Annotated in this window: 10 protein-coding genes; 6 read left to right on the top strand and 4 right to left on the bottom strand. The window is 64.7% G+C overall.

Features of this window, described 5'->3' with window-relative positions; all coding sequences use genetic code 11:
- The first annotated feature begins 62 nt into the window (after positions 1-62).
- Both rbfA and truB read left to right on the top strand, forming a co-directional pair.
- Positions 63-461 (top strand): 30S ribosome-binding factor RbfA, encoded by a 399-nt coding sequence (gene rbfA, locus C4B30_RS24445; protein WP_027784272.1) that lies wholly within the window; start codon positions 63-65, stop codon positions 459-461.
- Positions 462-474: 13 nt separating this feature from the next.
- Complete coding sequence (gene truB / locus C4B30_RS24440) at positions 475-1,407, top strand: tRNA pseudouridine(55) synthase TruB (protein WP_027784273.1); 933 nt, start codon at positions 475-477, stop codon at positions 1,405-1,407.
- Positions 1,408-1,515: 108 nt separating this feature from the next.
- Here the strand turns inward: truB and C4B30_RS24435 are convergent, their stop codons facing one another.
- The 4 genes from C4B30_RS24435 to C4B30_RS24420 form a co-directional block, all read right to left on the bottom strand.
- Positions 1,516-3,075 (bottom strand): DHA2 family efflux MFS transporter permease subunit, encoded by a 1,560-nt coding sequence (locus C4B30_RS24435; protein ID WP_027784274.1) that lies wholly within the window; start codon positions 3,073-3,075, stop codon positions 1,516-1,518.
- A 28-nt stretch (positions 3,076-3,103) separates the two neighbouring features.
- The gene (locus C4B30_RS24430; RefSeq protein WP_027784275.1) at positions 3,104-4,318 is read right to left on the bottom strand and encodes an HlyD family secretion protein; all 1,215 of its coding nucleotides are present in this window, start codon (positions 4,316-4,318) and stop codon (positions 3,104-3,106) included.
- A 52-nt stretch (positions 4,319-4,370) separates the two neighbouring features.
- A complete protein-coding gene (locus tag C4B30_RS24425) occupies positions 4,371-5,867 on the bottom strand; it encodes an efflux transporter outer membrane subunit (RefSeq protein WP_027784276.1) in 1,497 nt (498 codons plus the stop codon).
- 87 nt (positions 5,868-5,954) lie between these two features.
- Positions 5,955-6,446 carry a MarR family winged helix-turn-helix transcriptional regulator gene (locus tag C4B30_RS24420; protein WP_027784277.1) on the bottom strand — a complete coding sequence of 164 codons (492 nt, stop codon included), beginning with the start codon at positions 6,444-6,446 and terminating at the stop codon, positions 5,955-5,957.
- A 330-nt stretch (positions 6,447-6,776) separates the two neighbouring features.
- On the opposite strand from C4B30_RS24420, the gene typA reads away from it, so the two are divergent.
- From typA to lpdA, 4 genes are all read left to right on the top strand, one after another.
- Entirely contained in the window at positions 6,777-8,603 is a 1,827-nt protein-coding gene (gene typA, locus C4B30_RS24410) for a translational GTPase TypA (protein ID WP_027784278.1), read from the top strand.
- Positions 8,604-8,919: 316 nt separating this feature from the next.
- A complete protein-coding gene (locus C4B30_RS24405) occupies positions 8,920-11,784 on the top strand; it encodes a 2-oxoglutarate dehydrogenase E1 component (RefSeq protein WP_027784279.1) in 2,865 nt (954 codons plus the stop codon).
- Between the two features lie 136 nt (positions 11,785-11,920).
- Positions 11,921-13,198 carry a 2-oxoglutarate dehydrogenase complex dihydrolipoyllysine-residue succinyltransferase gene (gene odhB / locus C4B30_RS24400; RefSeq protein WP_027784280.1) on the top strand — a complete coding sequence of 426 codons (1,278 nt, stop codon included), beginning with the start codon at positions 11,921-11,923 and terminating at the stop codon, positions 13,196-13,198.
- An 80-nt stretch (positions 13,199-13,278) separates the two neighbouring features.
- Entirely contained in the window at positions 13,279-14,709 is a 1,431-nt protein-coding gene (gene lpdA / locus C4B30_RS24395) for a dihydrolipoyl dehydrogenase (protein ID WP_027784281.1), read from the top strand.
- Positions 14,710-14,781 lie beyond the last annotated feature (72 nt).

Below are 14,781 nucleotides of genomic sequence, written 5' to 3'. Positions count from 1 at the left end.
TTCATGGTGGCGTGCCGAAAATGGCCGCCGCTTCATCCTGATAAACGGATCACGGATCGATCATGTCCAGGAAACGTACTTCCCCCAATCGCAACGTTCAGATCGCCGATCAAATTCAGCGCGATCTGTCCGAACTCATCATGCGCGAGGTCAAAGATCCGCGCATCGGCATCGTGACCATCCAGAGCGTGGAACTCACGCCGGACTATGCGCACGCGAAGATCTACTTCACAGCGCTTACCGGCGATCCGAACAAGACGCAGGAGGCGCTGAACCATGCGTCGGGTCACCTGCACAACCTGCTGTTCAAGCGCCTGCACATTCATACGGTGCCGACGCTGCATTTCCATTACGACCAGACGATCGAGAAGGCCGTCGAAATGTCGCGCCTGATCAAGGAGGCGAACTCGACGCGCGCGAAGGACGACGACGAGGCCGACGCGCCTGCCAAGGACGACTGAGCTCGACCGGCCTATGACGAATGCAGCACCCCAACGTCCGCGCGTGCCCCGGCGCGTGCTGGACGGCGTTCTTCTGCTCGACAAGCCGGTCGGCCTGTCGAGCAACGATGCGCTGATTCGCGCCAAGCGCCTGCTTCTCGCGAAGAAAGCCGGTCACACCGGCACGCTCGATCCGCTGGCTTCGGGCCTGCTGCCGCTGTGTTTCGGCGAGGCGACCAAGTTCTCGCAGGATTTGCTCGACGCCGACAAGACCTACGAAGCGACGATGCGTCTCGGCCAGCGCACGGCTACCGGCGACGCGGAAGGCGACGTGATCGACACGCGGCCGGTCGAATGCGATCGTGCGGCGGTGGAAGCCGCGCTCGTGCGCTTCACCGGCGAGATCGTGCAGGTGCCGCCGATGTATTCGGCGCTCAAGCGCGACGGCAAGCCGCTGTACGAATATGCGCGAGCCGGCCAGACCGTCGAGCGGGAAGGTCGCAACGTGACGATCCGTGCGCTCGAACTGCTCGCGTGCGAGCTGCCCGACGTGACGTTTCGCGTGACCTGCAGCAAGGGCACGTATGTGCGCACGCTGGCGGAGGATATCGGCGAGGCGCTGGGTTGCGGCGCGCATCTGACGATGCTGCGTCGCACGGGCGTCGGTGCGCTGACGCTCGAGCACGCGGTGACGCTCGATGCGCTGTCGGATGCTGCCGAATCGGCGCGCGATGCATGGCTCCAGCCGGTCGATGCGCTGCTGTCCACGTTTCCGGCCATTCGGCTCGACGACGCGTCCGCGAAGCGGTTCCTGCACGGCCAGCGCCTGCCGCTGTCGGCGCTCGAGCCGATCGGCGCGGCCGACGGCGAGCGCGTGCGCGTGTACGACGCAACGCGATTGCTCGGCGTGGCACGCAAGGCGAATGGCGTGCTCGCACCGGAACGGCTCGTCGTGACGGCGCAATGACACTGCGGCGCACGCACGTGCACGCCGCAGAATGAAAAAAAGCCCGGTCGAATTAGACCGGGCTTTTTGTTTGGCGTGATCGCGCGGTGATGCGCGGCCGGGTAGCGCTCAGTGCGCCGCCGACGCCGCCGCACCGGCATCGCCGCCGCCCGCGCGTTCGGGCTTGGTGATCCAGATCAATCCGATCAGCAGCACGAAGATCGCTGCCGAAATGTAGAACAGATCGTTCACGCCGAGCTGCGCGGCCTGCTGCGTGGCCATGTTGTTGATCAGGCCGTGCGCCTGCTGCTGCGTGAGCCCGAGATTACCCATCTGAGTGACGGCCTGATTGAACGTCGGGTTGTACGGATTCGCCTGTTCGACCAGTTGCGCGTGGTGGAAGTTGTTCCGATGATCCCACGCGGTCTGGAAGATCGACGTACCGATGCCGCCGCACATGATCCGCACGAAGTTCGACAGGCCGGACGCCGCTGGAATGCGGTGGCCGGGCAGGCCGGATAACGTGATCGACACGAGCGGGATGAAGAAGCCCGCCATCGCGATACCCTGCACGAGCGTCGGCAGCGTCAGCGACCATTCGTCGACGCCGGTCGTGTAGCGCGAACGCATCCAGAAGCACAGCGCGAACGTGAGGAACGCGGCGGTCGCGATGTAGCGCGGGTCCGTGCGCGGCAGGAACTTACCGGTCAGCGGCGACAGCAGGATCGCGAACAGCCCCACGGGCGCCATCACGAGGCCCGCATCGGTCGCCGTATAGCCGATCTGGGTCTGCAGCCACAGCGGCAACAGCACGAGGTTGCCGAAGTAGAGCCCGTAGCCGACTGCGAGCGCGATCGTGCCGCCCGTGAAGTTGCGCATGCGGAACAGCGACAGGTCGACGACCGGATGTTCCGCGGTCAGCTCCCAGATCACGAAGAACGCGAACGAGATGACCGCGATCAACGCGAGCGCGACGATCGTGGTCGACGCGAACCAGTCGAGATCCTTGCCTTTGTCGAGCATGATCTGCAGCGAGCCGACCCACAGCACGAGCAGCGCAAGGCCGACACCGTCGATCGGCGCGCGGCGCACGGTCGATTCGCGCGTACGGTAGATCGACCACGTAGCGAGCGCAGCGGCGATCCCGACGGGGATGTTCACATAGAAGATCCACGGCCACGAATAATTGTCCGAGATCCAGCCGCCGAGGATCGGCCCCGCGACCGGCGCGATCAGCGTCGTCATCGACCACAGGGCGAGCGCCATTGGCGCTTTCGCACGTGGATAGCTCGACAGCAGCAGCGATTGCGACAGCGGAATCATCGGCCCGGCGACCGCGCCCTGAAGCACGCGCGACGCGAGCAGAAACGGCAGGGTCGGCGCCAGTCCGCACATCCACGACGAGATGACGAACAGGATGATCGACGCGAGGAACAGGCGGACCTGCCCGAAGCGGTCGGTCAGCCAGCCGGTCAGGGGCACCGAGATTGCGTTCGCGACCGCGAACGACGTGATGACCCATGTGCCCTGGTCGGACGACACGCCGAGGTCGCCCGAGATGGTCGGGATCGCGACGTTCGCGATGGACGTGTCGAGCACGTTCATGAACACCGCGAGCGATACCGCGATCGTCCCGAGCACGAGTTGGCCGCCCTGCAAGGGCGGGTAGGAGGCAGGAGCCTGTGCCATGTCGATTGCCTTTCCGAAGTCGGAACGGTTACATCATTTTCGCGGTGCTGCTCTGCTTCGCCGCGACCGGCGCCGACGCGTTGCCGCCTGTGTTCTCGGCGATGATGCGCGCGATTTCGGCGTCGGCCTCGTCGCCGTATTTCGCGAACACGTTGGTCTCGTAGACGGTGTTCGGTGCGTTGACGAGCTGGTCGCCGCGTTCGTCCTTGATGTCCACGTCGACCTGCATCGACAGGCCGATGCGCAGCGGATGCTTGTCGAGATCCTTCGGGTCGAGCTCGATCCGCACCGGCAGGCGCTGCACGACCTTGATCCAGTTGCCGGTCGCGTTCTGCGCGGGCAGCAGCGAGAACGCCGAGCCCGTGCCGGCCGAGAAGCCGACGACCTTGCCGTGGTACGTGACCGACGAGCCGTAGATGTCGGCCGTCATCTCGACCGGCTGGCCGATGCGCATGTGCTTCAGCTGGACTTCCTTGAAGTTCGCGTCGACCCACACGGCATTGAGCGGCACCACAGACATCAGCGGGTTGCCGGGCGACACGCGCTGGCCGACCTGCACCGAGCGCTTCGCGACGTAGCCGGTGACCGGCGCCGGCAGCACGTTACGTGCGTTCGCGAGGTACGCGTCGCGCACCTTCGCGGCGGCAGCCAACACGTTCGGGTGCGATGCGATCGTCGTGTTCGCGGTCAATGCGCGATTCGACGCGAGCTGCTGCTGCGCGGCGTCGACCGATGCCTGCGCGGCCTTCACCGCGTCGCGGGCGTGCGAGATCTCTTCCTGCGACACGGCGCCGGTCTGCGCGACGGCCACGCGGCGACGCAGGTCGTCCTGGGCCTTCGACAGGTCCGACTGGCGCAGCGCGACTTGCGCGCGGTACTGGTCGTCGTTGACGAACAGGCCGCGCACCTGGCGCACCGTCTGCGCGAGGTTGGCTTCGGCCTGCTGCAGCGCGACCTGCGAATCGGCCGGGTCGAGCACGACGAGCGGATCGCCGGCCTTGACCGTTTGCGTGTCGTCCGCCTTCACGGCGATCACGGTGCCGGTGACCTGCGGCGTGATCTGCACGACGTTGCCGTTCACGTATGCATCGTCGGTGTCTTCATGGAAGCGGGCGACGAGGAAGTAGTACAGGCCGTATGCGATGGCCGCGATCACGATGACCGCGACGAGCAGCGTCATCATTCGTTTGCGCTTGCCGTTGTTCTGCGGCTGCGCGCTGGCGGCGTTTTGTTGGTCGCTCATGGCGATTTTCTCCGTCCGTTATTTCGAGTGTCTGCGTAGTGGTGGTGCCGGCTCAGTTGGCGGCCTGTTTGGTCGGCGTGGCCGCATCGGGCGCGGCGAGCGGCGTGCCGGTCGCGTCGAACCCGCCGCCGAGCGCCTTGATCAGGGCAAGCTGCATATCGCGCCGGCGCATCTTCAGGTTGGTCACGGTCTGCTCCGATGCGAGGCGGTTGCTGTCCGCCGTCAGCACCTGCAGTTGCGGCGACAGGCCGGCCTTGTAGCGGATGACCGCGAGATCGTACGCACGCGTCGATGCGTCGAGCGCACGTTGGGCGTCGCCCATCTGGCGATCGACCGCGCGGATCGACGCGACTTGCGTCGCGACGTCGTTCAGCGCGCTGATCAGCGTCTGGTTGTAGTTCGCCACCGACAGGTCGAAATCGGCGTAGCGGCCCTTGAGCTGGGCGCGCAGCGCGCCGGCATCGAAGATCGGCAGGTGGATGGCCGGGCCGAACTGCGCCTGGCGGCTCGCGAAGTTCAGGAATTTGCCCCAGCCGAACGCATCGAAGCCGAAACCGGCCGCGAGGTTCACGTCGGGGTAGAACTCGGCCTTCGCTTCCTTCACGTCGTGCATCGCGGCTTCGACCTGCCAGCGCGCGGCGACGATGTCGGGGCGGCGCGACACGAGATCGGCTGGCAGGTTGCGGGGCAGCGTGACGTCGCCGCTCGGGTTCATCACGGGCGCCGCGATCTGCAGCCCGCGATCCGGGCCCTTGCCGAGCAGCGCGGCGAGCTGGTAACGCACCGTCGTGATCTGGCCGTCGAGGTCCGACAGCGAGGCCTGGGTCGTCGCGATGTTGCCGCGGGCCGTCTGGCGTTCGACGTTGGTATCGAGGCCGGCCGATACGCGGCCGTCGGTGATCTTGCCGACCGTCTCGCGGTTGCTGATCTCGCGTTGCGCGATGTCGCGCAGCGCATAGAGCTGTGCGAGCGAGTTGTAGGTGCGTGCGACCGACGACGCGAGCGTGATGCGCGCCTGTTGCATGTCGGCTTCGGCGGCCTTTTCCTGCGACACGGCCGTGTGCAGGCGCTCGCGGTTCTTGCCCCACAGGTCGAGTTCCCACGAGGCGCTCGCAAGCGCGTTGTTCTCGCTGTACCACTGGCCGCCGTACGGGGGCGGGAACAGTGCGTTCGACGAATACAGTTCACGCGTCCACGAATAGCTGGCTTCGGCCTTCGGCATGAGGTTCGAGCGCGACGATTCGATGTACGACGAGGCTTTCGCGATGCGCGCCTGCGCCTGTGCGATCGACGGGTTGCCCTGCAGCGCTTCGTCGATCAGCTTCGGCAGTTGCGGATCCCCGAACTGGCTGGCCCAATCGAGCGCCGGCCACTGGCCGCCCTGGGCCGGCAGGCTCTGGGCGGATTCGAATTGCGACGCGGGGGCGATCTGCTTGTCGCTCTTGATGCCGATGTAATTCGCGCAGCCCGCCAGCGCCAGCGCGGCGACCGCGGCGGCGACGGCGGCGCGGCACGACCCGGCGCGCACGGACAACGGGGAGGATTTCATCGCGCTAACCCCTGACTCGGAATGAATGATGGACACTGCAAGGATTTCCTTACATTAATCTGTCAAAAGTAATTGTTATGGCAACTATTACGTGATGCTACCGCCGGCCGTCTCGCAATAGTTGCTGAGAATACGGCGCAGCATGCTCTTCAGGAACCCAACTTCTTCCGGCGTAAACCCGTCCAGCACCTGGTCGAGCACGCTGCGAAAAATGGGCGGCAGCCGTTCGGCCAGCGCACGGCCTTCGTCGGTGAGCTCGAGGCGCACGACGCGTCGGTCCTCGATGCTGCGCACGCGCGACAGCAGGCCGCGTTTCTCGACCCGGTCGAGCAGGCGCGTGACCGCGCTTGCGTCGATCCCGTATTCGCGCGCGAGTTCGGCGGCCGTCGAGCACTTGCCGACCGCGATCATGAACAGCATGCTCGCCTGCGTGCCCGTGATGCCGAGCTCTTCCTGCGTGCGCTGCGTGACGAGATTGGTCATCACCGACTTCACGCGCGACATGAGATAACCGACGCTGTCGTTCATCTGATACGAAGACAGCGGCGAAACGGGCGGTGGGGTAGGAGAATCCGACATAAAACCCTGAAGCTGCAATAGTTGACTAGGCAGCAGTATAGGCACAATTGCTTGCCGCGGCAAATGTTAATCGAACGGCAAAGCACGCGCTCTGTATGGCGAGAATCCCTTGTCTCGATAAGGGTTTTTCGGCCCGCCGGCGATGGTGGGCGAGAGAGTTGGGCTGTTCGGGAGAGGAGGGCGGGGCGCCCCGGTTTGCTGCGTTGCAACGCGCGGGTCAGCTTTCGACACGCGTACGTGCTATAATTTAATGCTTTCCAAGCTGCAACGCGCGCGCCCCTGAAAAACGGAGCGCGCGCGTTTGCGCGTTCAAACGATTTCCAGGTTTCTATGACCCGCGCCCTTCGCAATATCGCCATCATCGCCCACGTCGACCACGGCAAGACCACGCTCGTCGACCAACTGCTCCGCCAGTCCGGCACCTTCCGCGAGAACCAGCAGATTGCGGAGCGGGTGATGGACTCGAACGACATCGAAAAAGAGCGCGGGATCACGATTCTCGCGAAGAACTGCGCGGTCGAATACGAAGGCACGCACATCAACATCGTCGACACGCCGGGGCACGCTGACTTCGGCGGCGAAGTCGAGCGCGTGCTGTCGATGGTCGACTCGGTGCTGCTGCTCGTCGACGCGGTCGAAGGCCCGATGCCGCAGACGCGCTTCGTCACGAAGAAGGCGCTCGCGCTCGGCCTGAAGCCGATCGTCGTCGTCAACAAGATCGATCGTCCGGGCGCGCGGATCGACTGGGTCATCAACCAGACCTTCGACCTGTTCGACAAGCTCGGCGCGACCGAAGAGCAGCTCGACTTCCCGATCGTCTACGCATCGGGCCTGAACGGCTATGCGTCGCTCGACCCGGCTGCTCGCGACGGCGACATGCGCCCGCTGTTCGAGGCGATCCTCGCGCACGTGCCGGTTCGCCCGGCCGATCCGGACGCGCCGCTGCAGCTCCAGATCACGTCGCTCGACTTTTCGACGTACGTCGGCCGGATCGGTGTCGGCCGCATCACGCGCGGCCGCATCAAGCCGGGCCAGCCGGTCGTGATGCGCTTCGGCCCGGAAGGCGACGTGCTGAACCGCAAGATCAACCAGGTGCTGTCGTTCAAGGGCCTGGAGCGCGTGCAGGTCGAATCGGCCGAAGCGGGCGACATCGTGCTGATCAACGGTATTGAAGACGTCGGCATCGGCGCGACGATCTGCGCGATCGACACGCCGGAAGCGCTGCCGATGATCACCGTCGACGAGCCGACGCTGACGATGAACTTCCTCGTCAACTCGTCGCCGCTCGCCGGCCGCGAAGGCAAGTTCGTGACGAGCCGCCAGATCCGCGACCGTCTGATGAAGGAACTGAACCACAACGTCGCGCTGCGCGTGAAGGATACCGGCGACGAAACGGTGTTCGAAGTGTCGGGCCGCGGCGAACTGCACCTGACGATTCTCGTCGAGAACATGCGCCGCGAAGGCTACGAGCTGGCCGTGTCGCGTCCGCGCGTCGTGATGCAGGAGATCGACGGCGTGCGTCACGAGCCGTATGAGCTGCTGACGGTCGACGTCGAGGACGAACACCAGGGCGGCGTGATGGAAGAGCTGGGCCGCCGCAAGGGCGAAATGCTCGACATGGCGTCGGACGGCCGCGGCCGCACGCGTCTGGAGTACAAGATCTCGGCGCGTGGCCTGATCGGCTTCCAGAGCGAATTCCTGACGCTCACGCGCGGCACGGGCCTGATGAGCCACATCTTCGACTCGTACGCACCGGTCAAGGACGGCTCGGTCTTCGAGCGCCGCAACGGCGTGCTGATCTCGCAGGACGACGGCGCCGCGGTGGCGTACGCACTGTGGAAGCTGCAGGATCGCGGCCGCATGTTCGTGAAGCCGGGCGACGCGCTGTATGAGGGCATGATCATCGGCATCCACAGCCGCGACAACGACCTCGTCGTGAACCCGATCAAGGGCAAGCAGTTGACCAACGTGCGCGCGTCGGGTACCGACGAAGCCGTGCGTCTCGTGCCGCCGGTCCAGATGTCGCTGGAATACGCGGTCGAATTCATCGACGACGACGAGCTCGTCGAAGTGACGCCGCAGTCGATTCGCCTGCGCAAGCGCTTCCTGAAGGAGCACGAGCGTCGCCGCGCGAGCCGCGAAGGCGCGGTCGACTAAGCATCGACTGTTCCCGAGCACGACGAAAAGGCTGCCTTCGGGCAGCCTTTTTCGCATCCGCGCAGCGTGCAGCCGGGCTGCCTGCAAAACACTGTTCCCGCGGGGCGCGGCAATCCGGCAAAACCCCGCCGCACGGTGCTTTCACGGACGTTTCGCCGTGAACTCCGGTATCGGTTCTGTGATATGCTGCGCGCACGCAAGTTTTAGGTCCTTCCAAGCAAGACTTGATTCGCAATCCGCTAAACGGTCAGGCCGTGTCGCGGAAGGTTGAGTAACCCGCTATTTCTCGAGAAGCTCGAAGAAAGGTGAGCGTAAAATGTCAGATGTAATGAAGCAGTTTCAGCTGAACTCCTATTTGTTCGGCGGCAATGCTTCGTACGTTGAAGAACTGTACGATGCATACCTCAACAATCCGGCATCGGTGCCGGAGAACTGGCGAGAGTATTTCGACGCGCTGCAGAACGTGCCTGCAACGGACGGCTCGAACGCCAATGACGTCGCTCACTTCCCGATCGTCGAATCGTTCGCCGAGCGTGCGAAGGCCAATGCCTTCATTCCGCGCGAAAGCACCAGCAATCTCGCGACCGCACGCAAGCAGGTGCACGTCCAGTCGCTCATCAGCGCCTACCGCTTCCTCGGCTCGCAATGGGCCAATCTCGATCCGCTGAAGCGACGCGAACGTCCCGCCATTCCCGAACTCGAACCCGCGTTCTACGACTTCTCCGAAGGCGACCTCGACCAGACGTACAGCGCAAGCAACCTGTACTTCGGTTTCGACCAGGCTTCGCTGCGCGACATCGTCAAGGGTCTGCGCGATACGTACTGCGGCACGATCGGCGCCGAGTTCATGTACATCAGCGATCCGGAACAGAAGCGCTGGTGGCAGGAGCGCCTGGAGTCGACCCGCGCGACGCCGGCCTTCTCGGCCGACAAGAAGAAGCACATCCTGAATCGCCTGACGGCCGCCGAAGGCCTCGAGCGCTACCTGCACACCAAGTACGTCGGCCAGAAGCGCTTCTCGCTCGAAGGCGGCGAAAGCTTCATCGCGGCGATGGACGAAGTCGTCCAGCATGCGGGCAAGAGCGGCGTGCAGGAAATCATCATCGGCATGGCTCACCGCGGCCGCCTGAACGTGCTGGTCAACACGCTGGGCAAGATGCCGGCCGACCTGTTCGCCGAATTCGAAGGCAAGCACGTCGACGACCTGCCGGCCGGTGACGTGAAATACCACAAGGGCTTCTCGTCGGACGTGTCGACGGAAGGCGGCCCGGTCCACCTGTCGCTCGCGTTCAACCCGTCGCACCTCGAAATCGTGAACCCGGTGGTCGAAGGTTCCGCGAAGGCGCGGATGGACCGCCGCGGCGACGAAGACGGCCTGCAAGTGCTGCCGGTGCAGATCCACGGCGACGCGGCCTTCGCTGGCCAGGGCGTCGTGATGGAAACGCTGAACCTCGCGCAGACGCGCGGTTACGGCACGCACGGCACGCTGCACATCGTCATCAACAACCAGATCGGCTTCACGACGTCCGACCCGCGCGACGCGCGCTCGACGCTGTACTGCACCGACGTCGTCAAGATGATCGAAGCGCCGGTGCTGCACGTGAACGGCGACGATCCGGAAGCCGTCGTGCTCGCGATCCAGATCGCGATCGACTACCGGATGCAGTTCCACAAGGATGTCGTCATCGACATCGTCTGCTTCCGCAAGCTGGGTCACAACGAGCAGGACACGCCGGCGGTCACGCAGCCGCTGATGTACAAGAAGATCGCGCAGCACCCGGGCACCCGTGCGCTGTACGCCGAAAAGCTCGTGCAGCAGGGCGTGATCACCGCGGAAGACACCGACAACTACGTGAAGGCGTACCGCAAGGCGATGGACGACGGCCACCATACCGTCGATCCGGTCCTGTCGAACTACAAGAGCAAGTACGCGGTCGACTGGGTGCCGTTCCTGAACCGCAAGTGGACGGATGCAGCCGACACGGCCGTGCCGCTCGCCGAACTGAAGCGCCTGGGCGAACGCATCACGACGGTCCCGGAAAACTTCAAGGTTCACCCGCTCGTCGAGCGCGTGATCAACGACCGCCGCAACATGGCGCGCGGCGACCAGCCGCTCGACTGGGGCATGGGCGAACACCTCGCATTCGCGTCGCTCGTCGCATCGGGCTACTCGGTGCGCCTGACGGGCCAGGACTCGGGCCGCGGCACGTTCACGCACCGTCACGCGGTGCTGCACGACCAGAACCGCGAACGCTGGAACGACGGTACGTACGTGCCGCTGCAGAACATCGCCGAAGGTCAGGCGAAGTTCACGGTGATCGACTCGGTGCTGTCGGAAGAAGCCGTGCTGGGCTTCGAATACGGTTACTCGACCGCCGAGCCGAACACGCTCGTGCTGTGGGAAGCGCAGTTCGGCGACTTCGTCAACGGCGCGCAGGTCGTGATCGACCAGTTCATCTCGTCGGGCGAAGTGAAGTGGGGCCGCGTGTCGGGCCTCACGATGCTGCTGCCGCACGGCTACGAAGGCCAGGGTCCGGAACACTCGTCCACGCGTATCGAGCGTTTCCTGCAACTGTGCGCAGACCACAACATGCAGGTCGTTCAGCCGACGACGCCGGCACAGATTTTCCACCTGCTGCGTCGCCAGATGATCCGCCTGTTCCGCAAGCCGCTGATCATCGCGACGCCGAAGTCGCTGCTGCGTCACAAGGAAGCGGTGTCGGACCTGTCGGAACTGGCGAAGGGTTCGTTCCAGCCGGTGCTGGGCGAAACCGACGGCGGCATCGACGCGAAGAAGGTCAAGCGCGTGCTGGCGTGCTCGGGCCGCGTGTACTACGACCTCGTCGCGCATCGCCGCGAAGCGAAGGCGAACGACGTCGCGATCATCCGTATCGAGCAGCTGTACCCGTTCGCGCACAAGCAGTTCGAAGCCGAAATGAAGAAGTACGAGAACGCGACTGAAGTGGTCTGGGTGCAGGACGAGCCGCAGAACCAGGGCCCCTGGTTCTACGTCGAGCACCACCTGAAGGAAGGCATGAAGGAAGGGCAGAAGCTGGCATACAGCGGCCGTCCGGCTTCGGCCTCGCCGGCGGTTGGCTACTACGCGAAGCACTACGAGCAGCAGAAGGCCCTGATCGAAGGTGCATTCGGCCGCCTGAAGAGCGCGTCGATCGCGAAATAACCGACGTCAAGCGAAACGGGAAGGCGCGCGGCGCTTTCCCGTCGCCTTTGGCCTGCCGGGCGCGTCGCGCGCCGCATCGGCCGAAGGAATCGCACGAACCTCGTCATTACCCAGATTAAGCATCCAGGAAAATCACATGGCTATCGTAGAAGTCAAAGTCCCCCAGCTTTCGGAGTCGGTGTCGGAAGCCACCATGCTGCAGTGGAAGAAGAAGCCGGGCGAAGCAGTCGCGCAGGACGAAATCCTGATCGAACTCGAGACCGACAAGGTCGTCCTCGAAGTGCCGGCGCCGGCAGCGGGCGTGCTCGCGCAAGTGCTGCAGAACGACGGTGACACGGTGGTCGCCGATCAGTTGATCGCGACGATCGACACCGAAGCGAAGGCAGGTGCTGCCGAAGCAGCGGCAGGCGCCGCCGAAGTCAAGCCGGCAGCAGCACCTGCCGCAGCCGCGCCGGCCGCACAGCCGGCTGCCGCGACCGCATCGAGCTCGACCGCCGCATCGCCGGCCGCAGCGAAGCTGCTGGCCGAGAAGGGCCTGTCGACGGGCGACGTCGCAGGTTCGGGCCGCGACGGCCGCGTCACGAAGGGCGACGCGCTGGCCGCGGGCAACGCACCGAAGGCCGCTCCGGCCGCCGCGCCGGCGAAGACCGCCGCCGCGAAGCCGGCGCTGCCGGAAGTGAAGGTGCCGGCGTCGGCAGCGACGTGGCTGAACGACCGTCCGGAACAGCGCGTGCCGATGTCGCGCCTGCGTGCGCGTATCGCCGAGCGCCTGCTCGAATCGCAGCAGACCAACGCGATCCTGACGACGTTCAACGAAGTGAACATGGCTCCGGTCATGGAACTGCGTAACAAGTACAAGGACAAGTTCGAGAAGGAACACGGCGTGAAGCTCGGCTTCATGTCGTTCTTCGTGAAGGCGGCTGTCCATGCGCTGAAGAAGTTCCCGCTCGTGAACGCGTCGATCGACGGTAACGACATCGTCTATCACGGCTACTTCGACATCGGTATCGCTGTCGGTTCCCCGCGCGGCCTGGTCGTGCCGATCCTGCGCAACGCGGATCAGCTGAGCCTCGCCGAGATCGAGAAGAAGATCGCCGAATTCGGCCAGAAGGCGAAGGACGGCAAGCTGTCGATCGAGGAAATGACGGGCGGTACGTTCTCGATCTCGAACGGCGGCGTGTTCGGTTCGATGCTGTCGACCCCGATCATCAACCCGCCGCAGTCGGCCATTCTCGGTGTGCACGCGACGAAGGAGCGCCCGGTCGTCGAAAACGGCCAGATCGTGATTCGCCCGATCAACTACCTGGCGCTGTCGTACGACCACCGCATCATCGACGGCCGCGAAGCCGTGCTGTCGCTCGTCGCGATGAAGGATGCGCTGGAAGATCCGGCCCGCCTGCTGCTCGACCTGTAAGCCGAGTCTCACTGCATCGATCCGTCCGCAGGTTCGCGCCCACGCGTGAACCTGCGGACGTACAAGTAGAAAGGATTGTCATGTCCAAGGAATTTGACGTCGTCGTGATCGGCGCCGGCCCCGGCGGCTACATCGCCGCGATTCGCGCCGCGCAGCTCGGCAAGACCGTTGCCTGTATCGAGAAGTGGAAGAACCCGGCCGGCGCGCTGAAGCTCGGCGGCACCTGCCTGAACGTCGGCTGCATCCCGTCGAAGGCGCTGCTCGCGTCGTCGGAAGAGTTCGAGAACACGTCGCATCACCTGGCCGACCACGGCATCACGGTCGACGGCGTGAAGATCGACGTCGCGAAGATGCTCGGCCGCAAGGACGCGATCGTCGAGAAGATGACGAGCGGGATCGAGTTCCTGTTCAAGAAGAACAAGATCACCTGGCTGAAGGGCCATGGCAAGTTCACCGGCAAGACCGATGCTGGCGTGCAGATCGAAGTGAGCGGCGAGGGTGAAACCGAAGTCGTCACCGCGAAGAACGTGATCATCGCGACGGGTTCGAAGGCGCGTCACTTGCCGAACGTTCCGGTCGACAACAAGATCGTGTCGGACAACGAAGGTGCGCTGACATTCGACTCGGTGCCGAAGAAGCTCGCCGTGATCGGCGCGGGCGTGATCGGCCTCGAGCTCGGCTCGGTGTGGCGCCGCCTCGGTGCCGACGTGACGGTGCTCGAAGCGCTGCCGGCGTTCCTCGGCGCAGCCGACGAAGCGCTTGCGAAGGAAGCGGCGAAGCTGTTCAAGAAGCAGGGCCTCGACATCCATCTCGGCGTGAAGATCGGCGACGTGAAGACGACCGCCGACGGCGTGTCGATCGCCTACACGGACAAGGACGGCAACGCGCAGACGCTCGACGCCGACCGCCTGATCGTGTCGGTCGGCCGCGTGCCGAACACCGACAACCTCGGCCTCGAAGCGATCGGCCTGAAGGCGAACGAGCGCGGCTTCATCGACGTGGACGACCACTGCCGCACGGCGGTGCCGAACGTGTACGCGATCGGCGACGTGGTGCGCGGCCCGATGCTCGCGCACAAGGCGGAAGACGAAGGCGTGCTGGTCGCGGAAGTGATCGACGGGCAGAAGCCGCACATCGACTACAACTGCATTCCGTGGGTGATCTACACGTACCCGGAAATCGCATGGGTCGGCAAGACGGAACAGCAGCTGAAGGCCGAAGGCCGCGAGATCAAGACGGGCAAGTTCCCGTTCTCGATCAACGGCCGCGCGCTCGGCATGAACGCGCCGGACGGTTTCGTGAAGATGATTGCGGACGCAAAGACCGACGAACTGCTCGGCGTGCACGTGATCGCAGCGAACGCGTCGGACCTGATCGCGGAAGCCGTGGTGGCGATGGAGTTCAAGGCGGCGTCGGAAGACATCGCCCGCATCTGCCATCCGCACCCGTCGATGTCGGAAGTGATGCGCGAAGCGGCGCTCGCGGTCGACAAGCGCTCGCTGAACAGCTGAGCACGGTGTAGCGCCTGCCGGCCGTCGGCCGGCGCGGCCGTCTCATGACGAAGGCGGGCGGGGTTTCCCGCT

This window comes from Burkholderia sp. BE12 (genome assembly GCF_002959955.1).
In the GTDB taxonomy this organism is placed as follows: domain Bacteria; phylum Pseudomonadota; class Gammaproteobacteria; order Burkholderiales; family Burkholderiaceae; genus Burkholderia.
This window is presented reverse-complemented; position numbering and strand designations above follow the sequence as displayed.